Source organism: Phytopseudomonas straminea (genome assembly GCF_900112645.1).
In the GTDB taxonomy this organism is placed as follows: Bacteria; Pseudomonadota; Gammaproteobacteria; order Pseudomonadales; family Pseudomonadaceae; genus Aquipseudomonas; species Aquipseudomonas straminea.
In genome coordinates this window covers 189899-211504 of record NZ_FOMO01000002.1, presented here as the reverse complement: position 1 = coordinate 211504, position 21606 = coordinate 189899, and the positions used below count along the sequence as shown (strand labels likewise).

Here is a 21606-nt window from a genome sequence, read left to right as displayed (position 1 = left end):
AGTCAAGACTCACGAAATTCTTCCAAGCGCCGACGCTGTTGCCCCAGTTCATCGAAATTGTCCGCGGCCAACCAGCGTACGAAGGCCTCGCGAATCGGCGGCCAATCGCCATCGATGATCGAGAACCAGGCGGTGTCGCGGTTCTGGCCCTTGATCACTGCATGCTGGCGGAACAGCCCCTCCTGGGTGAAACCCAGCCGCTCGGCGGCACGCACCGAGCGCGCGTTGCGTGCATTGCATTTCCATTCCAGGCGCCGATTGCCGAGCTCGTCCATGGCCTGCCTCATCAGCAGCCAGATCGCTTCGGTGGAGGCGGGCGAGCGCTGCATGGCGCGGCCAAAAGCGATATGGCCGATCTCGATGCAGCCATCGGCCGGGGCGATGCGCAGGAAGCTGAGCAGCCCTACGGCACGTTTCGACGCGGCGTCGATCACCGTGAAAAACAGGGGATCGTCGCTCGCCTGCTTGCCGGCGAGCCAGGCGTCGAAGGCACTGCGTTCGGCGAACGGGCCGTAAGGCAGATAGTCCCAAAGTGCCGAGTCGCTGTCCGGGCCTTGCAGGGCGAGCCATAGGTCTTCGCCGTGGCGCTGGGCGTCGAGCGGCTCCAGACGCACGAAGCGGCCGTCCAGTGGCGCACGGGGCGGTGGTGGGACGGGTTTCCAGTCGAGCAGGGAATCGTCGGTCATGGTCGGCTCCTGATCACAATTTCTTGCGGTACTGCACGAAGCCGGGCCGTTCGGCGATGCGGTCGTACAGCTGCATGGCGGTGGTGTTGCTCTCGTGGGTCAGCCAGTGCACCCGCGAGGCGCCGGCCTGGCGGGCCTGGGCGTATACGTGTTCGATCAGAGCGCGGCCGATGCCGCTGCCGCGCACCTGCTCGTCGACGAACAGGTCCTGTAGGTAGCAGTAGTTGCCCTCGGTCCAGCAGGAGCGATGGAAGATCCAGTGCACCATGCCGATGGCGCGGCCGTCCTGCCAGGCCAGGGCCGCGTGCATCGGCTCATCGGCGGCAAGGAACCGCTGCCAGGTCAGCGCAGTGGTGGCCTCGGGAATTTCGGTGGCGTAGAAGCGTTGGTAGCCCTGCCAGAGGTGCAGCCAGGCGTCGTGATCGTCAGCGGCAACGGCGAGTATTTCCATGCTCGGGTCTCCTGTGTTTATCGAGTGATTCAGTCAGCCATGCGCTGCGCCAGGGCGCGGTCGCGGGAATCGAGGCTGGCGGCGAGGCCGTCGTGTACGCCGTGCTGGTCGGCTTCGCTGCGGTTTTGGCCGAGCTTCCATTTACCTTCCAGGCGCTCGATGGGCAGGGCGAAGCCGACGATGGCGCGCAGCATGCCGTCGATGTAATCGCGCGGTGCGTCATCGATGGCCCAGGGTTGGGGGCGCAGGCTTTCGTGGCGGTCGGTGAGCTCGCCGAGGAGGTTCCGCAGGCGTTCGGCGTCGTCGAACACTTCGGCGCGGCCATAGGCGTGCACGGCGATGTAATTCCAGGTCGGCACCACCTTGCCGTGCTCGGCCTTGGCCGGGTACCAGGACGGGCTGACATAGGCATCGGCGCTGCTGAACACCACCAGGGCTTCGCCGCCTTCGGCCAGCAAGCGCGCGTGCGGGTTGGCTCGCGCCAGGTGGCCATACAGCGTGCCGTACTCGCCTTCTTCTGGGCGCAACAGTAGCGGCAGATGGCTGGCCTGCAGGCCGTTTTCGCCATGGCTGATCAGGGTGGCCAGGCGGCAGGCCTGGATCTCCCGGTGCAGAGTAGCGAGGTCGTTCTGACGAAAGGCGGAGGGTGTGTACATGGGCCGTTTCCTGAAGGGAATGACGTCATCCTAGATTTGTGATTGGTCTGTTGTAAGATCCATTTTCAGTGACTTTCATGGAGCCAATCGATGGCCGCTTCAGCTCCGCTTCCCGTCGACCTCACCGGCCTGTGCCTGCAGCCCGGCGCGGGCCTGGCGCGTCAGCTGTACCAGGCGCTGCGCGAGCGCATGCTCGACGGGCGCCTGCCGGGTGGCACGCGTCTGCCGGCCAGCCGTCAATTGGCCGAGCTGCTGGGCGTGTCACGCAACACCGTCAGCCGCGCCCTGGATCAGCTGTATGCCGAGGGCTACGTGCAGGCGCGGGTCGGCGACGGCACCTATGTGGCCGATCTCGCCGCCGGCGCGCCGCTGCCTGCGGCGATCCTGTCGAGCGAGGTCCGCAGCAGTGCCTTGCAGCGGCTGCAGAACTTTCACCTGCCGCCGCACCTGCCGGGGCCGCCACGGGCATTTCGCGTCGGGGTGCCGGCCTTCGACCTGTTTCCCTATGAAACCTGGGCGCGCCTGGCTGCGCGTTTCTGGCGGCGACCGGCACCCGCGCTGCTGGGCTACGGCGACCCGGCGGGCGATGCGCAGCTGCGCGAGTTGATCGCCGCCTACCTGCGCAGCAGTCGCGGCCTGCAGTGCGACCCGGGGCAGATCGTCATCACCTGCGGTGCTCAGCAGGCCATCAGCCTGTGCACCCAGTTGCTGCTCGAGCCCGGCGACCGGGTCGCTCTGGAGGATCCCGGCTACCGCGCCGCGGCCCACGCGTTCAGCGTCGCCGGGGCTCGGCTCGAAGGCATCGGTATCGACAGCGAGGGCCTGGATGTCGCCGCCCTGGAGCGGGCCGGGCCCTGTCGGCTGGCCTATGTCACACCATCGCACCAGTACCCGACCGGGGTGACGCTGTCGTTGCCCAGGCGTCTGGCACTGCTCGACTGGGCCGATCGCAACGATGCCTGGATCATCGAGGACGACTACGACGGCGAGTACCGCTACAGCGGCACACCGCTGGCCCCGCTGGCGGCATTGGATCGCGGCCAGCGCGTGCTGTACGTAGGCACCTTCAGCAAGATCGTCTTCCCGGCGCTGCGCCTGGGCTATCTAGTGGTGCCGCCGCGCCTGGCCCAGGCCTTCGCTCGGCGGCGCGGGGTGGATATGCGCCACTCCGATATCGGCACCCAGGCAGTGATGGCCGAGTTCATCGCCGCCGGGCATTTCCAGCGGCATATCCGCCGCATGCGCAATGCCGCCCGGTCACGGCGCGACGCCTTGCTGGCCGGTTGGCCGGATCAGGTGCCTGGCTGCTCAGCGCTGCCCGAGGTCCATGCCGGTCTGCACCTGAGCGTGCGCTGCGAGAGTCTGGCACGCGAGCGTGAACTGATCGCGGCGGCTGCCAACGTTGGTGTGGAAATCAACCCGCTGAGCGTGCAGTGGCTGCCAGAAGGGCGCACACCGCCGGATCAGCGTGCAGGGTTGGTGATGGGTTTTGCGGCGGTACCGGAGCGAGACATCTTCGAGGCGCTGCACGCCCTGCGCCGGGCGTGGGGCCTGCAGGCCTAGTCGCGCCCCGTCCTGTCAGGCAGGGCGCGGCTCTTCAGTGTTTTCCTGGCCAGCGTTCTGGCGCAGCTTCTTGGCGCGTTTTTCCAGCACCAGGTAGACCACGCAGGCAACCGCCAATGGCAGCAGGAAGTAGATGGCCCGATAGCCGATCAGTGCGGCGACGATGCTGCCCTTGGACATCTCGTGCTGCAGCATGGCGATAAATACCGCCTCGATCACTCCCAGGCCAGCGGGGATATGGGTGATCACCCCGGCGATGCTGCTGATCATCAGGATGCCGAGAATCGTCGGATAGAAGGCTTCCTCGGGCAGCAGCAGGTAAATGATCAGCGCCATCAGCGACCAGTTCAGCGCACCGAGGCCGGCCTGCAGCAGGGCCATGGGCAGCGACGGTAGGTTCAGCTCGTGGCCGCGGATCGTCCAGCTGCGGCGCTTGGAGAACTGGCAGGCCAGGAGATAACCGATGCCCACGGCGAGCAGCGCCAGGCCGATTATGCGCAGGCCCGTGGCACCGATCGCCCAGCCTTCTGGCAGCTTGAGCAGGCCAAAGGTGAATAGCACGCCGGCCAGCAGGATGTAGCCCAGCCAGTTGGTGATCAGGCTCATGCTCAGCACCCGGGTGATGGTCGAAACCTTCAGACCCAGGCGCGAATACAGGCGATAACGCAGCGCCACACCGCCGACCCAGGAACTCAGGTTGAGGGTGAAGGCGTAGCACACAAAGGTCAGCGGCAGCACCTGGCGGGTCGGTAGGCCGTGCTGGGTGTAGGCGCGGCCGATCAGGTCGAAGCTCGAATACACCCCGTAGCTCAGCGCTGTCACGCCCACTGCGGCGAGCAGGATGGTCGGGCTAAAGCCGCGCAGCGCCTGGCTGACTTCCTGCCAGTCGAGGTTCTTGACCAGCATGAACAGCAGCGCCGGCACCAGAATGAAAAAGCACAGGGTCAGCAGGCGCTTGGCCCAGCGCCACGCCGGCTTGCCCTGCTTGTCGTCGGGTTTGCTCACGAGACTTTCTCCTGGTCGACCTGCAAGGTGCCGCACTGCGGCGCTTCGATTTCGGGTTTGAGCAACTTGATGCGCGGCGAGTGGGCCGGGAACCAGCCAGCGATGGCCGGGAAATGGCGCAGGAAGTGAAAGCACAGGAAGATCAGCGGTGCGCGCCACCAGTAACCGCGCATAACCCGCTTGAGTGGCACGGATTTACAGCTCGATTCGGCCAGCTCGGAAAGGTGTTCATGCAGGCGGCGGTTGAGCGCCGCGTCTCGCACGATCACGTTGGCTTCCAGGTTGAGCGACAGGCTTAGCGGGTCGAGGTTGCTCGAGCCGATGGTGCACCACTCATGGTCGGCCAGCGCCACCTTGCCGTGCAGCGGGCGCTGGCAGTATTCATAGATGGTCACGCCATCGCGCAGCAGGTAGTTGTAGGTGAGCCGCGAGCACAGGCGCACCAGCGGCATATCCGGCATGCCTTGGAGGATCAGCGTCACTTTCACACCGCGCCGCGCCGCATTGCGCAGCTCGCGTAGCAGCCGATAACCGGGGAAGAAGTAGGCGTTGGCGATGATCAGCCGATGCTGGGCGTTGCGAATGGCGTCCAGGTAGTGCTGCTCAATGGTGTTGGTGTCGTCGCCATTGTCGCGGATGGTCATCAGCAGGCGGCTGTTGCCGGCGTGGCGGTGCTGGCCGGGCTGGCTGCCTCGGTGCGGCGTCGCCGGGCGGTCATCGCGGGCGTCGAGCAGGCGCACGGCGGCGGTGTGCAGGTCTGCGACGATGGGGCCACGCACACGCACGGCATAATCCTGCTTGGCCATCGGCCCGTAATCGGCGATATGGTCCTCGCCGTAGTTGATGCCGCCGATGTAGGCGACCTCGTTATCGACCACCACGATCTTGCGGTGCAGGCGGCGGAACAGGTTGAGGCGCATGCCAAACGGGCGCTTGCCCGGGTCGAACATGTGTACACGCACACCGGCAGCCACCAACGCTGCGACGTACTCGGTGGAGAGGTCCGCGGTGCCGTAGCCGTCCACGGTGATCTCCACCTCTGCGCCGTTGCGTGCCGCGGCGATCAGCGCCTGCTGCAGCTCCATGCCGATCTTGTCTTCGAAGATGATGAAGGTTTCCAGCAGCACTTGCTGGCGGGCATTGCGGATGCTCTCGAATACGGCGGGAAAGAAGTCCTCGCCGTTGATCAACAGGTCGATCTGGTTGCCATCACGCCATTCGTACTTCATAGCCGTATCTCCACAGCCAACGGTGCATGATCGGACAGGTGCGACCAGGGTCGGGTCGACAGCACCTGCGGGTTGTGAGTGGTGGCGTTGCGCACGTAGATACGATCCAGGCTCAGCAGCGGCCAGCGCGCGGGGAAGCTCTTGGCCGGTTTGCCATGCTCGCTGACGAACGCCTCCTTCAGGCCGCTGGCGGCCAGCAGGCCATCGGCGCGCTGGCGCCAGTCGTTGAAGTCGCCCGCCACGATCACCGGCGCGTCGGCCGGCAGACGATCGAGCACCTTGCAGAGCAGGCCCAGTTGCTGCTTGCGATGGATTTCGCGCAGGCCCAGGTGCACGCAGATGGCGTGCACTTCGGCGTGCCCCGGCACGTCGAGCACCGAGTGCAGCAGGCCGCGCTGCTCCTGGGTGCCGATGGAGATGTCGAGGTTCTCGTGGCGCAGGATCGGAAATTTGGAGAGCAGGGCGTTGCCGTGGTCGCCATGGGGGTACACGGCGTTGCGGCCGTAGGCGAACTGCGGCCACATGCTGTCGGCGAGAAACTCGTACTGCGGGGTCGGCGGCCAGTTCTCGTAGCGCTTGGCGTGGTGCTCGTGGGTGCCATGCACTTCCTGCAGAAACACCATGTCGGCCGACAGCGTGCGCACTGCATCGCGTAGCTCGGGAAGGATGAAACGCCGGTTCAGCGCGGTGAAACCCTTGTGGGTGTTGACCGTGAGAATCTTCAGCGTGTGAACCGCGCTGGCCAGTTCCGTGGGTGCCGGTTGGTGGGTGGTCATGGGCTTACTCCTGGCGACCGGCCGGGTGCGTTGGGCAGTTCCCGGGCTAGGTCGAACTTCTCTAACAGCGCGTGGGCGTCGTAGGGGGCGCGGACCTTGAGGTCGTTGTCGAAATAGCAGTACACGTCGCGCGACTTTCGGGCGCGCGGCTTGTGGCTGTCGATCAGCTGCGCGTCGCCGGGCTGCTGGCCACGGCTCCAGGTGGCGATGCGCTGGTGCCAGTGGTCGATGGCGTCTTCGTCGTAACCGCTTTCGTAGAGCTTCTTGTTACCGTGCAGGCGCAGGTACACGAAGTCGGCAGTCAGATCCTCGGCGTACGGCCACTTGCCGGCGCTGTCGGCGAACACCAGCACGACCTTGTGTTTGCGCAGCAACTTGATAAAGGCCGGGTCGCAAAAGCTCGGGTGACGGATTTCCACGGCGTGGCGCAACTTCTGGTGGTGATGCACCTGCAGGCTGCCGTCATGAAGGCGGTCGGACTTGCGCGCGCTACGTAGGGCCTGCTCGGAGTCCTGCGGCAGCAGGGCGAGAAAGTCGGCGAAGCGCTGCTCGTCGAACGCCATGCTCGGTGGGAACTGCCAGAGGATCGGCCCGAGTTTCTCGCCCAGCTGCATCGGCCCCGAAGCGAAGAAGTTGGCGATGGGCGTGGCCACGTCATCGAGGCGGCGGATATGGGTGATATAGCGCGGCGCCTTGACCGCGAAGCAGAAACCGTCCGGCGTCTCAGCGGCCCAACCGGCATAACGCTCGGGCGTTTGCAGCGCATAGAACGAGCCGTTGATCTCGATGCTGCTCACCGCTCGGGAGGCGAATGCCAGCTCCTTGCGCTGCTTCAGCCCTGCGGGATAGAAGTCGCCGCGCCAAGGCGCATAACGCCAGCCGGAAATACCGATACGGATGTGCGTCATTTGCCGACACCATCCGCTGTGCGATCAGTGCCTTCATTACTTATCGTTTGCCCGCTGTTCATCAGGGCTCGCCAGCCTTATCGCGCGCGTTATGCAGGCCGTGTTCATTGGCGAAGACGCCGCTGAGCTCGCCACTTACCAGGTCGCCGCTCGGCATGCACTCCATGAGGGCGTCGTCCTCGGAGAGCAGCGCCAGCAGCTCGTCGTACTCGCCATCTGTCAGCAGGGCTTGCGCCTCGTGGATGGCTTGGCTCGGCGTGACGGTCTGCACGCCGGGGAGCATCAGGTCGCTGACTTTCATGCGGTACTCCTGGCGATGGTCGTGGTGGTTTGGCGAATGGTCCGCGCGCAGCAGGCGCGCGGGCGTCGTTAAATTTCCGACTGGGTCAGCCAAGAGGCGGTTCAAGGTTTTTGCCCGCCGCGGGGGTAGGATCTGTTAACGCTGTCGCGTAATCCGAAGGGCCTCGGCGCGGTCGTGCGCAAGCGTTAACAGGCCCTAGAGCAGCGAGCGCAAGTAATCGCCAAAGCCGCCGCGGGCGCGGCAGTCCAGGCGGGCACTGGTATACACGCGCGGCAGCGCGCTCCAGGCGATGCGCGCGCCGATGCGCTGGAAGGCGGCGACCAGTTGCACGTCCTCGTCGACGACGATGTTCTGGAAACCCCCGGCGCGGTGGTAGGCGGCTGCGCTGAACGACAGATTGGCACCGTGGATGTGCCGATGTCCGTCGCGGTCTTGGTAAGCGCTCAGGTAGCGGCTCTGTACGTCGTCATCCAGTTCGCCCCATTCGGCGACTTCCACGGTGCCACAGACCATGTCGGCCTGCAGTTCGCGCTGGCGCACCAGCCAGTCGGCGGCGACCCGGCTGTCGGCGTCTGAGCAGGCAATCCAGCTGGCGCCGCGCTGCAGTTGCCAGGCCACGCCAGCGGCCCGCGCCTGGCCGACGTTGCGTGCCTGCAACGCAAGGCTCGCGACCGGGTAATTGGCGACCACGCTGGCCGAGCCGTCGCTGCAGCTGTCGAGCACCACCAGAATGCGCACCGGCTGGTCGAGCGCGGGGTGAGCGGCAGCTTGGAGCAGGGCGTCGAGGCAGGCGTCCAGGCTCTGTTCCTCGTTATGGGCGGGGATGACGATACCGATCACGCCGGCGGCTCCTGCGTCGTTTCCGGCGCCAGGCCCTCGCGCTGGGCGACCGACGTGGCCTCCGTGCCCCACACCTCGAGCAGCAGGTCGGCATCTTCATGGCGCAGCAGGCGCGGCAGGCCGAGGCGTTCGTGCAGGCGCTGGTGAACCTGGTCGCCGCTCAACGGGCATTCGTCGATCGGCCAACGCCAGTGGCAGGCCAGCAGGTTGCCGCCGGTGTTCAGGGCGGCCCGGGCGCAGTCGATCAGGCGATCGAGATCCTGCGCGTCCAGGTAGTAGCACAGCTCGCTGAGCACGATCAGGTCGAAACGCCCGGCCGGCCATTGCTCCGGCAGACGGGTTTGCAGCAGGCGTACGTTGCTGCGGTGCGCGAGGCGATTGCTCGCCAGCTCCAGGGCGATGGCCGAGGTATCGCTGCACAACAACTGCGTGCAACGTTCGGCCAGGCGCGCGCTGAGCTCGCCGTTGGCGCAGCCCGGCTCGAAAATGCTGCCGTAGTGGCTGCGCGGCAGGGCGGCGAGGGTTAGGTTGCGCTTGCGCTGTTCGTACCAGCGCTCGCGAAACGACCAGGGGTCTTCGCTGCTGCGGTAGAGGTTCTCGAAGTAGTTGTCGGCGACGCTCATAGAAACACCACCTCGAAGGGCTGTTGCAGGCGTTCCACCGCCGTGCCGGAAAGCACCGGCTCGTGGCCGCTATCGGGGTCGTCGTAGAGCTGGCTGGCGAAGGCCTGGATGGCGTGACGCTTGCGCGCCTGGGCCCACTTGTCGAGCTGCAGCTTGCGGGCGCGCTCCCACGGAATGCGCGGGTCCTCGGGGCTCGCCCAGTGCCAGGCCCAGATCGGAATCTCGTGGGCGCGGGCGCCGCATTCCAGGGCGGCCGTCAGGGCCGCGCGGCCAACGGCTTCGTGGTCGGCATGGCCATCCTCGCGCCAGGTGGCGAATACCACGTCGCTGGGTTGCAGGTAGGTCTTGAGAAATTCGCGCAGCTGCGCTTCGCAAGCGCCCACGCCGGTATCGGGAAAGCCGCCGTGCACCCACTGCACCTGATTGAGCGGCAGGCCGAGGCGCTTGAGGGCATCGGCGCTCTCCTGGGGGCGCACGATGCTTAGGCGTTGCGGGGTCCAGTAAGTCGAGCCCGGGTGGCTGGCGGCGCCATCGGTGACCGAGATCAGTAGAGTCTGCCGTTGCGCCTGGGCCAGCAGTTGCAGCAGGCCGCCGCTACCGAGGATTTCATCGTCCGGGTGGGGGGCGATGATCACCGCTCGACAGCCTTCGGGTACCAGTTGCACGCAGGTGATATCGGCCACCTGGGCCAGGCGCCGGGAGGTCTTCCAGGCTTGCGGCGAGGTGCCCTGGCCCTGGATCGGATTGGTGTTCATAGCATCCAGCTCTCTTGTGGTTGGCGGGCCGCGAGCACGCCGAGGGCCGCGAGGTCGCGTTCGGCATGGCTCTGGCGCAGGAACACCGGCAGGTCGGCCAGCAGCCTCGCCAGCACCGCGTCACGGCAATAGGGGGCAGCGCCGAGGGCACGGCCAACGTGGTCGATCACCGTGGTCGCGCGGTGCTCGACGATGGCGCGCACGCGGCGTACCGGCAGTTCGGCGTCGGCCGTGGGGTTGGCGTCGATCCAGGCGGCGCAGTCGCGTAGGGCACTGGCGGCGGCGGTCAGGGCGCAGTCCACATGGCCAAGGTGGGCGAGGGCGTGGGGCTCGTCGCGTTCGCTGCAGTGCCGGCGCAGCGCTTCGCCCAGGCGGCTCGCTGCACCGTACCAGCAGGCGGCGATGCCCGCGCCGCCTTGCCAGAAGCCTGGCCTGGCGAGGTAGCCGCCCGGCGGGCCGATCAACTGGCCATGGGCATCGTCGAAGCGAATCTCGACGCTCCCGGTAGCCGCCATGCCCACGGCCTGCCAGCCGTCATTGGTAATCTGCACGCCGGGCTGTACAAGGGCGACCGCCACCAGTTGCTGTTCACCCTCGGCATTCCACGCAGTGAGCAGGCCATGGCTGAGCACCTTGGCGCCCGAGCACCAGGCCTTGCGGCCGTGCAGACGCACGCTGCCGCCGTGCTGCTCGGCGGCCATCAGCGTCACGCGGGCCTGGGGTGGCTCGGCGGCCCACATGCCCCAGGTGGCATGCTCGGGCGCCTGCGCGCCGAAGTGCGCGAGGATCGCCAGGGCGTCGGTGTGGCCTTCATAGAGTTTGCACAGGCTCAGGTCCCATGCGGCGACCGTGGCCAGCGCCTGCCAACGTTGCAGGGTGCGGCCACCGCCGGGTTGCGGTAATTGGTCGAGGCCCGCGGCGCACAGCCCTTGCAGGGCGTGGCCGAGGGTCTCGGGGTGATGCAGGGTTGGGTGCGGCCACTCGTTCAGCAGGGCGCCGAGGCGTTCCACCAAACGGGTGCCGCCCCCGGTCATGCCAATTTTTCCTTTTGCAGCTCGAACAGCACCAGCGAGCGATGGGTGACGGTGAATTCGTCACCGAACTGGAACACTTCGTCGTCTTCCGGCTCGTCGATGCGGTTGGTATCGAGCATGCACGTCCAGTGGCTGCCCTGGGCAACTTCCGGCAGGCGGAAATTGACCACGTCGTGGTGCGAGTTGACCACCATCAGCAGGGTCGCGTCGGCGCCGCTGCGGCGGATACCAGTCGGCTGGGCGCGACCATCGAGCAGCATGCCCATGCAGCGGGCATGGGGGTCGTGCCAGTTGTCCTCGTTCATCTCCTCGCCACTGGGCGCCAGCCAGGTGACATCCTTGACGCCGAGCTCTTCGTTGAAGGCGCCGACGAAGAAGCGGCCACGACGCAGGATCGGGTAATTCATGCGCAGCTTGATCACCCGGGTGACAAATTCCTGCAACTGCTTGCCGCGCTCGCCCAGATCCCAGTTGATCCAGCCGATCTCACTGTCCTGGCAGTAGGCGTTGTTGTTGCCGTGCTGGGTGCGCGCGAACTCGTCGCCGGCCACCAGCATCGGCGTGCCCTGGGCGAGGATCAGCGTGGCCATGAAGTTGCGCATCTGGCGGAAGCGCAGGTCGTTGATGGCCTCGTCGTCGGTCGGGCCTTCGACGCCGTGGTTCCAGGACATGTTGTTGTTGCTGCCGTCCTGGTTGTTCTCGTCGTTGTCCTCGTTGTGCTTGTCGTTGTAGGAGACAAGGTCATTGAGGGTGAAACCATCGTGGGCGGTGATGAAGTTCACCGACGAGAACGGCCGGCGACCACGCTGGTTGTACAGGTCGCCCGAAGCGGTCAGACGGCTGGCCAGTTCGGCCAGCTGGCCTTCGTCGCCTTTCCAGAAGCTGCGCACGTTGTCGCGGAACTTGTCGTTCCACTCCGCCCAGCCCGGCGGAAAACCACCGACCTGATAACCGCCGGGGCCGCAGTCCCATGGCTCGGCGATCAGCTTGACCTTGCTCAGCACCGGGTCCTGACGACAGGCGACCAGGAAGCTGTGGCGTTCGTCGTAGCCGTCGTGGTGGCGGGCGAGAATGGTCGCCAGGTCGAAGCGGAAGCCGTCCACACCCATCTCGGTGGCCCAGTAGCGCAGCGAGTCGGTGACCATCTGCAACACGCATGGGTGGCTCAGGTCCAGGGTGTTGCCGGTGCCCGAATCGTTGATGTAGTAGCGTTTGTCATCGGGCATCAGCCGGTAGTAGCTGGCGTTGTCGATGCCGCGCATGGACAGGGTAGGGCCCAGCTCGTTGCCTTCGGCGGTGTGGTTGTAGACCACGTCGAGAATCAACTCCAGGCCGGCATCGTGCAGGTGCGCGGCCATTTCCTTGAATTCGTTGATGTGGCCGCTGGCCAGGTAACGCGGGTGCGGGGCGAAGAAACCAATGCTGTTGTAGCCCCAGTAGTTGTTCATGCCCTTTTCCAGCAGATGCTGGTCGTTGACGAAGGCATGGATGGGCAGCAGTTCGACCGACGAAACGCCGAGCTTGCGCATGTGCTTGATCACGTCGGCGTTCATCAGCCCGGCGAAGGTGCCACGCTTGTCTTCGGCCACCGACGGATGACGCATGGTCAGGCCGCGCAGGTGCGCTTCGTAGAACACCGTCTTGTCCCAGGCCACGCGATGATTACGATGCTTGCCCCAGGTATAGGCCGGGTCGATGACCTTGCACTTGGGCACGAAGGGTGCACTGTCACGCTCGTCAAAGCTGAGGTCGCCGTCCGGGTGGCCGATCTCGTAGCCGAACAGCGCTTCGGACCACTTCAGCTCGCCAACCAGTTGCTTGGCATACGGGTCGATCAGCAGCTTGTTGGGGTTGAAGCGATGACCGGCTTCCGGCTCGTAGGGGCCGTACACGCGGTAGCCGTAAATCAGCCCCGGGTGGGCGTCGGGCAGGTAGCCGTGCCAGATTTCGTCGGTGTACTCCGGCAATTCGATGCGCTCGATTTCTTCCAGGCCATCAGGGTCGAAAATGCACAGTTCGACCTTGGTGGCGTGAGCCGAGAAGAGCGCGAAGTTGACGCCCAAACCATCCCAGGTCGACCCCAACGGAAAGGGTTGACCTTCGGTTATACGCGAGCGTGGTTGACTCATTCTGGGTGGCTCCTGGTATCAGGCCTTGGGCTTCTTGGCGGCAGGCTTGGGGGTGGTGCTGGGTTTGGCCTTGGAGGGTGCCTTGGCCGGTTTGAGCAGAGCAGGTTTTTCGGTGTCGGCCTTGGGCGTTGCCTTGCTGGCGCGAGGTTTGATAGGTGCCGCAGGGGCGGCGCCTTCAGCAGCGGCCTTGGGCTTGCTTACGCGCTTGGGCGTGGCCTTGCCGGGCGTCTGCTCGGCTTCGACCAGCTTGGTGGCCATTTCCCAGTGGCGTTTGGCCTGGCCGTGGGGTTTCCCTTCGGATTCCCAGATCTGGTAGGCGAACTCACGGATGCGGTCTTCTTTTGCGCTCATGGGTGTTACTCCTGAGATTGGCTAGGGGCGATCAGCAGATTGACGGGGACATCGCGCAGCACCTTGCACAACGCGAGGTGACCGTTGTTGGGCATTGGGTTGGCAGGGTCGAACGCGCTGCGCAGGGGCTTGTCGGCGAGCGCAGCGGGCAGGGCGATACGGGTGTCGCCCCATTGGTCGGCGGCGATCAGCGGCATGGCGCTGTCGCCCAGCAATTTGGCGCTCAAGCGCGGCACCACGATGATGGCGTGCTGCTCGCCGTGGCTGCGCAGGAATGCGACGACCCGCTCGGCATGCTCACCCTCGACCTGCAGTGGCTGGTAATCGCCTTTGGCAAACAGTTGCGCGTGTTGCTGGCGAGCCTGCAGGGTGGCGGCGATCAGCGCCTGCTTCACGTGGCCGTCATGCCAGTGTTCGAGGGCCTGGGCAAGCGGTTGGCCGTCAGCCAGGGCCTGGCGGCGAGCGGCGAAATCCACCGGGCGGCGGTTGTCCGGGTCGACCAGGGAGAAGTCCCAGAATTCGCAGCCCTGATACAGATCGGGCACCCCTGGCACGCTCATGCGCAGCAGGCTTTGAACGAGGCTGTTGAGGGCGCCGGCAGGCGCGATTTCTGCGGCGGCGCGGCAGACCTCGCCGCGCAACTCGGTGGCCTGATCGCTGCTGAGCAGGGCGTGCAGATACTTTCTGCAGGCCTGCTCGTAACGCTCGTTAGGGTTGCTCCAGGTGCTGCGCAACTTGGCCTCGCGCACGGCCTTTTCCTGCCAGGCGGTGAGGCGCTCGGTGAGGCTCTGCAGGCCTTCGGCATCGTCGGCGCGCAGATCCAGCGGCCAGCAGGCAAGCAGGATCTGCAGCAGCATCAGCTCGTCACCGGGCGAGGGCGCCAGGCCGTCGTCCAATTCATCGCGCAGCGGCGCAGCCAGTTCGCGCCAGTGCTGGCAACGCTCGGCGAACCACTCGGCGCGTTCGCTCAGAACGGTCAGGCGCGCGCGGGTGTCTTCGCCGCGTTTGTGGTCGTGGGTCGCGGTGGTCAGCAGGTTGGCCGGGAAATGCCGGGCCCGCTCGACGCAACCGTCATGGAAGGCCTGCACCGGCGCGCTGAATTGCTGCGGGTCGAAGCCCACGTCGTTACGCGACAGCAGCACTGCACTGCGATAACAGGCGGTGTCTTCCACGGCCTTGGCGGCGGCTGGTGAGGTGAGTTGCTGGAAGCGCTCGATCATCTTCGCCCGGCGCTTGCGCTGGGGGCTCGGCGGCAGTTGCGACAGGGCCTGGCCGCCGAGCCAGCTGTCGAGGTGTTCGAGCAGCGGCCAGTCGCCTTCGGCCAGCGTCGTGCGGGCGCCTTCCAGGGCATGGTCGAACACCGCCTGGTCGTTGGCGCTGCGCCCAGCGGCCGACACGTAGGTGCGGTACACCGAGAAATGGGTGATCAGCTCCAGTAGCGCGCGGCGGATAGCGCCCAGGGTCAGGTCGCGGGTGGCGATGTCGTCACGGGCGACCAGCAACAGGCCCTGGGCCAGCGCTTCCAGGTCGCCGGCCAGGGAAGTGGTCAGCACCAGCTGGCGTGCCTCGCGTACCTCGGCCATGAAGTCGGCATCACGGCCACTGGTTTCGCTCCACAGTTTCGCCAGTACCGGTTCGCCATCCGGCGCGTGTTGCAGCAGCGATACCTGGTTCATGAATTCGTAACCGGTGGTGCCATCCACGCCCCAGTCGCGGGGTAGCTGTTCGCCTTCGCCGAGGATCTTCTCGACATAGATCGGAAAACGGCCACCCTGCAGATTCGTTGGTCGTTTCGGCAGCAGCCGCTCGACGCGGCGGCGCAGCTTGCGGCAGTAAGCACGTGGGTTGGCCAGGCCGTCGACATGGTCGATACGCAGGCCGTCGACCAGGCCTTTTTCGATCAGCTCGAAAATCTTCTCGTGGGTCGCTTCGAACACGTCGTGGCGCTCGACCTTGAGGCCGCCCAGTTCGTTGATGTCGAAAAAGCGCCGCCAGTTGATGTCATCCGCCGCAGTGCGCCAGCTGGCCAGACGGTAATGCTGGCGTTCGAGCAGCTGATGAAGGGCTTCGAAGTTCTGCCCCTCGGCAGGCCGCAGGCTGGCCAGGGCACGCTCGATGGCATGCCCGGCCTTGCTGGCCAGGGCGACCAGTTCGCGAAATAGCACGCTCGCCTGGCGCTGGCCGTCGGCGCTGTCGTCCAGGGCCGCAAAACGTCGGCCCAGGGCCTGCAGCTCGGGATGGCCGCTGTGTTGCAGCACGTCGCCGTAGGTCGGCGGATTGATCGGGAAGCGGTGGTCGTAGTGCTTGGCGTAGAACAGGCCGCGCTTGGCATCGAAGTGCAACTCGATCTCGCCGGCAGCCAGCACCTCGCCGTAGTCGCTGCGCAGGGACGGCACCAGCAACTGGCCGCGCAGCAGCGGGTCGTGGGACTGCCAGTGGATGTCGAAGAATTTCGCATAGGCGCTGTTGGCGCCCCATTCGAGCACATCCAGCCACCAGGGGTTGGCATCGCCGCCCACCGCCATGTGGTTGGAGACGATATCCAGGATCAGCCCCATGCCTTTGCTGCGCAGGGCCGTGACCAGCCGCTCCAGGGCCGCCTCGCCGCCCAGCTCGGGGTTGACGCGAGTCGGATCGACCACGTCGTAGCCGTGCATGGAGCCAGGTCGTGCGGTGAGCAGCGGCGAGGCGTAGATATGGCTGATGCCCAGGCGTGCGAAATAGTCGACCAGGGGCACGGCATCATCGAGGGTGAAGCCCTTGTGAAACTGCAGGCGAACACTGGCGCGCAACTCAGTCATGGCCGAGGCCCTCGGCCAGGTTGCGGGCCCACTGCAGGCGCTGGAGGCGGTGCGCGACTGCCGGGGCGTCGAGCATGCCCTCGGCAGGTTCGGCCCAGCGGCGGCGCCAGTTCGGGTGTTCGTCGCCCGGGCCTGGCAGGTTGGGCTGTTCGGTGGCAGCCATGGCATCTTCCAGCGGCAGCAGCACCAGCGGCGCTGGGGTGCTGCCGATGAAGGCGATGCTGGCGTCCAGTTGCTGGCCGTCATCCATCTGTTCGGCGGTGGCGTGGCCGTGATCGTGCAAGGCCTGGTGCAGTGCTCGGGTTTCCTGGGCGCGCAATTGGTGATCCTGTCTGGTGTAGTCGTCGCTGCGGTGGCCCGCAGCCTGGCGCCAATGAATGTCGCGGGAGGCGAGCCAGCCGCGAATGCTCGGCAGATCATGGGTGGTGGTGGTGGCCAGGGCGTCGCGCGGCCAATGGGCCGGGGCGTGGAAGTGGCCGTTGCTTTGCTCGAACAGCAGCACGCGCATGCCGAGAATGTTGCGCGCCGCCAGTTCTTCACGCAGGCCGTCGGGCACCGTGCCCAGGTCTTCGCCGATGATCAGCGCGCGGTGGCGCTCGGCCTCCAGGCACAGCAGACGCAGCAGATCATGGGACGGATAGTTGAGGTAGGCGCCGGCGGAAGAATCCTCGCCCTCGGGAATCACCCACAGACGGCGCAGGGTCATCACGTGGTCGATGCGCATACCACCGGCGTGAGCCAGGTTGGCGCGCAGCATTTCGATGTAGGCGCGAAAGCCGTTCTGTTGCAGGCCCTGGGGCGAAAACGCCGACACGCCCCAGTTCTGCCCCGAGCGGTTGAGGATGTCCGGCGGTGCGCCGACGCTGACCGACTGCAGCAGTTCGGCCTGGCGGCCCCAGGCCTGGCTGCCGGCGGCATCGGCGCCGACGGCCAGGTCGGCGATCAGGCCGACCGCCATGCCGGCTTCACGGGCTGCCGCCTGCGCGCCGTGCAGGCAGCGGGCGACCAGCCATTGGGCGAAGGCGTGGAATTCGATCTCGTGCTGATGGCCTTCGCAGAACTGCTCGACCGCCGCGCTGGCAGGGTCGCGGTACTGCTCGGGCCAAGCCCGCCAGTCGACCGGCAGGCCGTTGAGGTCCATGAAACCGCGCAGCGCCTCGAAGCGACAGTGCTGGCGCAGGGCCTCGCCGCCGGCCTGGCGAAAGGCCTCGAAGTCGGCCTGCAGCGGATGAATGCTGACAGCGAAATCGGCATGCAGCTGCCGCAATATCTGCACGCGCGCACTGGCGACGCCCGGCCAGTCGATCAGCTCCAGGCCTTCCAGGCGCGCTAGTTCGTCGGCCAGCCCGCAAGTGCGGATCGCCTGCTGAACCGCCGCTTCGCCGAGCACACTGGCCGGTGCAGCATGCAGCACGTTGAAGAACAGGCGGCTGGAGGGCGAGTAGGGGCTGTAAGTGTGCAGGTTGGCGCTGAACATTGCGTGCATCGGGCTGATCGCCACGGCATCGGCGCCGCGGGCCGCCGCGCTGCGCACCAGAGATTCCAGCGCCTGGGTGTCGCCCAGGCCGCCGTCACCCGGGCGACGCAGCGAATACAGCTGGGCGCTGAGGCCCCAGATCTTCGCGTCGCTGCGACCGGCCAGTTCGGCAACGCTCGGGCAGGCGGCGGGCGCTACGGCGAGGGTCACTTCGCCACCGGCGATGCGCAACTGGTGATAACCGATGGTGCCGATCACCGGCAGGCGACCGCTGTCGTCCAGTCGGCCGTCCAGGCGTTCGCCCTGTTCCAGCTGAATCTCGAATGGCGTGCCCGGCGGAAAGTACCGGGTCAGATCCAGGGCCTGCTGCTGATCGAGGGTGACCAGTGGGCCGAGGGCCAGGTTGTTCTGGCGGTGCTGCAGCTGCGCCAGGCTGGCGTCGATCTGCTCGTCGTCAGCCGCGGGGTAACCAAGGGCTTCGAGCAGGCGACGCTGGTGTTCGGGTTTGACCGATTGGGCGTTGCCGTCGGCGTCGATCCAGTCGACGCTCAGGCCCGCGGCCTTGCTCAGTTCTGCCAGGCGTGCATCGCTCATACCGTGCCCTCCAGCACAACCCGCACGCTGCGAGCGAGCAGATGATCACCATCGGCGCGATAACTGAACAGGGTGCGGGCGGATTGCGGTAAAGCAGAGCCAACCGGCTCGCCGCCCAGGTTAAGGGCGATATGCAGCACCTGGCCGTCGCCAAGCTGCCAGCTGGCAGCCACAGCGGCCTCGCCGAGCACCCGGCTATCCAGGGCCTGGCTACTGGCCAGGCGCGGCACGATGTGTTGGTGGCGCAAGCTCAGCAGCTCGCGATAGAACGCCAACCAGGCTCTGCCATCCGCCGTGTCGCGGCTGTGGTGGTCGGGCTTGGAGGTCTCGAAGGTGCTGGCGTCGTTGGGGGCAGGAATGGCCTGGCCGGAGAACTTGGAGAAATCCTTGAATTCGTTCTGGCGGCCCTTGCGTACCGCTTCACCGAGCTCGTCGTTGTGCGACGTGAAGAACTGGAACGGCTGCTCGCTGCCCCATTCCTCGCCCATGAACAGCAAGGGAATCATCGGGCTGAGCAGCAGCAGGGCGGTGGCGCTCTTCAGGGCGTCATCCTCGGCCAGCGTACGCAGACGCTCACCGACGGCACGGTTGCCGACCTGATCATGGTTCTGCAGGAACAGCACGAAGGCACTCGGCGGCAGGTGGCCGCTGCTGCTGCCACGAGCGGTGCCGTGGCGGGTGGTTTCACCCTGGTAGATGAACCCTTCGCGCAGGCAGCGGGCGAGCTTGTGCGTGGCATCGCTGGCGAAGTCGGCGTAGTAGCCTTCGTGCTCGCCGGTCAGCAGGTGATGCAGCACGTTGTGGCCGTCGTCGTTCCACTGGGCGACGAAGCCTTGCTGCAGCAGCTCGGCGTCATTGTGCTCGTTTTCCAGCACCAGGTGCAGATGACGCGAGGCGGGAATCGAGGCGTGCAGCCGTTCGGCCATTTCGATAAGGAAGTCGCGCTCGCCGATGGCGTGCACGGCGTCGAAGCGCAAGCCGTCGACCCGGTAGTCGTGCACCCACATCAGAGCGTTGTCGATGAAGTAGTCGCGCACCTGGCGACGACGAAAATCGATGGCCGGGCCCCAGGGCGTGTGCACGTCTTCGCGGAAGAAATCGCTGGCGTATTGGCCCAGGTAATTGCCGTCCGGGCCGAAGTGGTTGTACACCACGTCGATGAACACCATCAGGCCCAGTTCGTGGGCGTGGTCGATCAGTGCGCGCAACTGGTCCGGGGTGCCGTAGGACGAATCCGGGGCGAAGGGCAGCACGCCGTCGTAACCCCAGTTGCGACCGCCCGGGAATTCACCCAGGGGCATCAGTTCGATGGCGGTAACGCCCAGGTCGGCCAGTTCCTGCAAGCGCGCCTGCGCGCTCTGGTAACCGCCCAGGGTGCCGACGTGAACTTCGTAAAGCACCGTTTCCTGCCAGGGGCGCCCCTGCCAGCCAGCATTGCGCCATTGATAGCGGGATGGATCGGCGACCCGGCTGGGGCCGTGCACATCGTTGGCCTGCCAGCGCGAAGCGGGGTCGGGCACCAGCAGGTGCTCGTCGATCAGGTAGTGATAGTCGGTGCCTGCCGCCACCGGGAGGGTGGCGGCGTACCAGCCGTTGTCGCTGGCCGTCATCGCATGTTGGGTGTCGTCTTGCAGCTTTACCGCGACGCTTTTGGCGTCCGGCGCCCACAAGGCAAAGTGAGTGTGGCCGGTTTCATCCGGCCAGGCGCCGTGTCTCTGTTTCGCTTCAGGCATCAGACCAGTTTCCCACCCGATGTTTTCGCTGCTACCAGCTTGCGGTATAGCGCGGCATAGGGCTCCACCGACTGCTTCCAGTACAGTGGCGCGGCCATGGCATGGGCACGCATGGCGTTGAGCAGTTCCGGGTTGCGGTGGATGGCCATGGCGCGGCGCACGGCAGTCAGGTAGCTGTCGCTGCTCGGCTCCTTGAACAGGAAGCCGTTGACGCCGTCTTCGATGGTGTCGGCCAGGCCGCCGGTGGCGCGGGCGATCGGCAGCGAGCCGAAGCGCTGGGCGTACATCTGGCTGAGGCCGCAAGGTTCGAAACGCGACGGCATCAGGAGGAAGTCGCTGCCGGCGAACATGCAGCGCGCATCCGCTTCGTTGAAACCGACGTTGGCGCCGACCTTGCCTGGATGACGACGGGCCAGCTCTCGGACGGCTTCCTCAAGGTGCTCCTCGCCACGGCCGATGATCGCGATACGACCGCCTTCGGCAACGATGGTGTCGGCGATCTCCAGGGTCATGTCGATGCCTTTCTGCTGTACCAGGCGCGAAACCACGGCGAACAGCGGGCCTTCATTTTGCTCCAGACCGAACATCTGCTCGACGTGGCGTTTATTGGCGCGCTTGCCTTCCCAGTCGTGGGCATCAAAGCCCTGCACCAGGTGCGGGTCGTTGACCGAATCCCAGCTGTCGTCGATGCCGTTGGGGATGCCGCTGAGCTGATTGAGCTGCACCTTGAACTGCAGCATGCCTTCCAGGCCGCAGCCAAATTCCGGGGTGGTGATCTCGCGGGCGTAGTTCTCGCTCACCGTGGTGACGTGATCCGAGTACACCAGGCCGGCCTTGAGGAACGACAGGCGACCATAGAATTCCATGCCCTGGTGGCCACAAGCCGAGGAGGGCAGGCCCAGTTCCGGGCTGCATTCCAGGCTGCACAGGCCCTGGTAGGCGAGGTTGTGGATGGTGAACACGGTCGGCGTCTGCAGGCCGCGCCAGCTCATGTAGGCGGGCGCCAGGGCGGCGGGCCAGTCGTTGGCGTGAACCACTTCCGGGCACCAGCTCAGGCAGGCGGTGCCGGCGGCGATCTCGGCGGCGGCGAGGCCGAGGCTGGCGAAACGGATGTGGTTGTCCTGCCAGTCGCGCCCTTGGGCGTCGCCATAGGGCGTGCCATCGCGGTCGTACAGTTCGGGGCAAATGAGCACATAGACGATCAGCCCGTCGGGCAGCGTCATGCAGCCGATACGGGCGGGCGGCAGGGCCGCGTGTCCCGGCACGCTGCCGACATCGCGGATGGCGTGGCCGCTTTGCAGCACCTGGCGATAGCCGGGGATCAGCACGCGCACGTCGTGGTCGGCGTTCATTGCCCGTGGCAGCGACGCGGAAACGTCACCCAGGCCGCCCACCTTTATCAGGTCGGCCAGCTCGGGACTGACAAAGAGAATCTTCTTTTTGGCCGCGTGCAGGTTGGTAATGGTGTTATGTGGCTTGAGGGATGTTTCTACCGATACCGCTTGATCGAACCGTGTTACCGCAACAGCGTTTCCCATACCATCCTCCGCTCGATTCTGTCCTTGACTCGTAAATAATTCGTTCGCTTGCACGCCGACGGGAATAGGCCGCCTGTCTTTCCAGTTGATTGCCGTGTCGGGGCAGGAGGAAAAGCTGCTTGCTGGTCATTAATTCCCACGTAGTTGATGACCCAG

19 protein-coding genes are annotated in these 21606 nt (G+C 65.9%); 1 reads left to right on the top strand and 18 read right to left on the bottom strand.

The window, feature by feature from the left end; genetic code table 11:
• Positions 1 to 2: 2 nt before the first annotated feature.
• From BM279_RS05130 to BM279_RS05120, 3 genes are read right to left on the bottom strand one after another with little or no spacing between them, the layout of a single operon-like run.
• On the bottom strand, positions 3 to 686 hold the full coding sequence (locus BM279_RS05130; RefSeq protein ID WP_093501605.1) for a GNAT family N-acetyltransferase: 684 nt from the start codon (positions 684 to 686) through the stop codon (positions 3 to 5).
• A gap of 13 nt (positions 687 to 699) precedes the next feature.
• Positions 700 to 1137 (bottom strand): GNAT family N-acetyltransferase, encoded by a 438-nt coding sequence (locus BM279_RS05125; RefSeq protein WP_093501603.1) that lies wholly within the window; start codon positions 1135 to 1137, stop codon positions 700 to 702.
• Positions 1138 to 1166: 29 nt separating this feature from the next.
• Positions 1167 to 1793: an FMN-binding negative transcriptional regulator gene (locus tag BM279_RS05120; protein ID WP_093501601.1), complete on the bottom strand. Its 627-nt coding sequence runs from the start codon at positions 1791 to 1793 to the stop codon at positions 1167 to 1169.
• 90 nt (positions 1794 to 1883) lie between these two features.
• Here BM279_RS05120 and pdxR point away from each other — a divergent pair, with 90 nt between their 5' ends.
• The gene (gene pdxR, locus BM279_RS05115) at positions 1884 to 3356 is read left to right on the top strand and encodes a MocR-like pyridoxine biosynthesis transcription factor PdxR (RefSeq protein ID WP_093501599.1); all 1473 of its coding nucleotides are present in this window, start codon (positions 1884 to 1886) and stop codon (positions 3354 to 3356) included.
• Between the two features lie 15 nt (positions 3357 to 3371).
• On the opposite strand, the gene BM279_RS05110 is transcribed toward pdxR, so the two are convergent.
• The 15 genes from BM279_RS05110 to glgA form a co-directional block, all read right to left on the bottom strand.
• Positions 3372 to 4361: a lysylphosphatidylglycerol synthase domain-containing protein gene (locus BM279_RS05110; RefSeq protein WP_093501597.1), complete on the bottom strand. Its 990-nt coding sequence runs from the start codon at positions 4359 to 4361 to the stop codon at positions 3372 to 3374.
• Positions 4358 to 5590 (bottom strand): cardiolipin synthase ClsB, encoded by a 1233-nt coding sequence (gene clsB / locus BM279_RS05105; RefSeq protein ID WP_093501595.1) that lies wholly within the window; start codon positions 5588 to 5590, stop codon positions 4358 to 4360. Before clsB ends, BM279_RS05110 begins: the two co-directional genes overlap by 4 nt.
• Positions 5587 to 6366 carry an endonuclease/exonuclease/phosphatase family protein gene (locus BM279_RS05100; RefSeq protein ID WP_093501593.1) on the bottom strand — a complete coding sequence of 260 codons (780 nt, stop codon included), beginning with the start codon at positions 6364 to 6366 and terminating at the stop codon, positions 5587 to 5589. The genes clsB and BM279_RS05100 overlap by 4 nt, the downstream gene beginning before the upstream one ends.
• Positions 6363 to 7274 carry a DUF72 domain-containing protein gene (locus BM279_RS05095; protein WP_093501591.1) on the bottom strand — a complete coding sequence of 304 codons (912 nt, stop codon included), beginning with the start codon at positions 7272 to 7274 and terminating at the stop codon, positions 6363 to 6365. The genes BM279_RS05100 and BM279_RS05095 overlap by 4 nt, the downstream gene beginning before the upstream one ends.
• 61 nt (positions 7275 to 7335) lie before the next feature.
• Positions 7336 to 7575, bottom strand: coding sequence for a CBS domain-containing protein (locus BM279_RS05090; protein ID WP_093501589.1), 240 nt, complete (start codon positions 7573 to 7575; stop codon positions 7336 to 7338).
• Between the two features lie 195 nt (positions 7576 to 7770).
• Positions 7771 to 8415, bottom strand: coding sequence for a glycosyltransferase family 2 protein (locus tag BM279_RS05085; RefSeq protein ID WP_093501587.1), 645 nt, complete (start codon positions 8413 to 8415; stop codon positions 7771 to 7773).
• A complete protein-coding gene (locus BM279_RS05080; RefSeq protein ID WP_093501585.1) occupies positions 8412 to 9038 on the bottom strand; it encodes a class I SAM-dependent DNA methyltransferase in 627 nt (208 codons plus the stop codon). The genes BM279_RS05085 and BM279_RS05080 overlap by 4 nt, the downstream gene beginning before the upstream one ends.
• Positions 9035 to 9793 (bottom strand): PIG-L deacetylase family protein, encoded by a 759-nt coding sequence (locus BM279_RS05075; protein WP_093501583.1) that lies wholly within the window; start codon positions 9791 to 9793, stop codon positions 9035 to 9037. The genes BM279_RS05080 and BM279_RS05075 overlap by 4 nt, the downstream gene beginning before the upstream one ends.
• A complete protein-coding gene (locus BM279_RS05070; RefSeq protein WP_425272672.1) occupies positions 9790 to 10806 on the bottom strand; it encodes an acyl-CoA dehydrogenase in 1017 nt (338 codons plus the stop codon). Before BM279_RS05070 ends, BM279_RS05075 begins: the two co-directional genes overlap by 4 nt.
• Positions 10807 to 10823: 17 nt before the next feature.
• Positions 10824 to 12956 (bottom strand): glycogen debranching protein GlgX, encoded by a 2133-nt coding sequence (gene glgX / locus BM279_RS05065; protein ID WP_093501578.1) that lies wholly within the window; start codon positions 12954 to 12956, stop codon positions 10824 to 10826.
• An 18-nt stretch (positions 12957 to 12974) separates the two neighbouring features.
• Complete coding sequence (locus BM279_RS05060; protein WP_093501576.1) at positions 12975 to 13307, bottom strand: DUF2934 domain-containing protein; 333 nt, start codon at positions 13305 to 13307, stop codon at positions 12975 to 12977.
• 5 nt (positions 13308 to 13312) lie between these two features.
• Positions 13313 to 16108 carry a malto-oligosyltrehalose synthase gene (locus tag BM279_RS05055; RefSeq protein ID WP_093501574.1) on the bottom strand — a complete coding sequence of 932 codons (2796 nt, stop codon included), beginning with the start codon at positions 16106 to 16108 and terminating at the stop codon, positions 13313 to 13315.
• Positions 16101 to 18179: a 4-alpha-glucanotransferase gene (gene malQ / locus BM279_RS05050; protein WP_093501572.1), complete on the bottom strand. Its 2079-nt coding sequence runs from the start codon at positions 18177 to 18179 to the stop codon at positions 16101 to 16103. Before malQ ends, BM279_RS05055 begins: the two co-directional genes overlap by 8 nt.
• Positions 18176 to 19912: a malto-oligosyltrehalose trehalohydrolase gene (gene treZ, locus BM279_RS05045; protein WP_093501570.1), complete on the bottom strand. Its 1737-nt coding sequence runs from the start codon at positions 19910 to 19912 to the stop codon at positions 18176 to 18178. The genes malQ and treZ overlap by 4 nt, the downstream gene beginning before the upstream one ends.
• A complete protein-coding gene (gene glgA, locus BM279_RS05040; protein ID WP_093501568.1) occupies positions 19912 to 21450 on the bottom strand; it encodes a glycogen synthase GlgA in 1539 nt (512 codons plus the stop codon). Before glgA ends, treZ begins: the two co-directional genes overlap by 1 nt.
• Positions 21451 to 21606 lie beyond the last annotated feature (156 nt).

Excerpts from the sequence above, each read along its gene's own strand:
- BM279_RS05125 (WP_093501603.1), bottom strand. The coding sequence starts at position 1,137 with ATGGAAATACTCGCCGTTGCCGCTGACGATCACGACGCCTGGCTGCAC.
- BM279_RS05075 (WP_093501583.1), bottom strand. The coding sequence starts at position 9,793 with ATGAACACCAATCCGATCCAGGGCCAGGGCACCTCGCCGCAAGCCTGG.
- treZ (WP_093501570.1), bottom strand. The coding sequence starts at position 19,912 with ATGCCTGAAGCGAAACAGAGACACGGCGCCTGGCCGGATGAAACCGGC.
- pdxR (WP_093501599.1), top strand. The coding sequence starts at position 1,884 with ATGGCCGCTTCAGCTCCGCTTCCCGTCGACCTCACCGGCCTGTGCCTG.
- BM279_RS05100 (WP_093501593.1), bottom strand. The coding sequence starts at position 6,366 with ATGACCACCCACCAACCGGCACCCACGGAACTGGCCAGCGCGGTTCAC.
- BM279_RS05060 (WP_093501576.1), bottom strand. The coding sequence starts at position 13,307 with ATGAGCGCAAAAGAAGACCGCATCCGTGAGTTCGCCTACCAGATCTGG.
- BM279_RS05130 (WP_093501605.1), bottom strand. The coding sequence starts at position 686 with ATGACCGACGATTCCCTGCTCGACTGGAAACCCGTCCCACCACCGCCC.
- BM279_RS05120 (WP_093501601.1), bottom strand. The coding sequence starts at position 1,793 with ATGTACACACCCTCCGCCTTTCGTCAGAACGACCTCGCTACTCTGCAC.
- BM279_RS05080 (WP_093501585.1), bottom strand. The coding sequence starts at position 9,038 with ATGAGCGTCGCCGACAACTACTTCGAGAACCTCTACCGCAGCAGCGAA.
- malQ (WP_093501572.1), bottom strand. The coding sequence starts at position 18,179 with ATGAGCGATGCACGCCTGGCAGAACTGAGCAAGGCCGCGGGCCTGAGC.
- clsB (WP_093501595.1), bottom strand. The coding sequence starts at position 5,590 with ATGAAGTACGAATGGCGTGATGGCAACCAGATCGACCTGTTGATCAAC.
- glgX (WP_093501578.1), bottom strand. The coding sequence starts at position 12,956 with ATGAGTCAACCACGCTCGCGTATAACCGAAGGTCAACCCTTTCCGTTG.
- BM279_RS05090 (WP_093501589.1), bottom strand. The coding sequence starts at position 7,575 with ATGAAAGTCAGCGACCTGATGCTCCCCGGCGTGCAGACCGTCACGCCG.
- glgA (WP_093501568.1), bottom strand. The coding sequence starts at position 21,450 with ATGGGAAACGCTGTTGCGGTAACACGGTTCGATCAAGCGGTATCGGTA.
- BM279_RS05095 (WP_093501591.1), bottom strand. The coding sequence starts at position 7,274 with ATGACGCACATCCGTATCGGTATTTCCGGCTGGCGTTATGCGCCTTGG.
- BM279_RS05055 (WP_093501574.1), bottom strand. The coding sequence starts at position 16,108 with ATGACTGAGTTGCGCGCCAGTGTTCGCCTGCAGTTTCACAAGGGCTTC.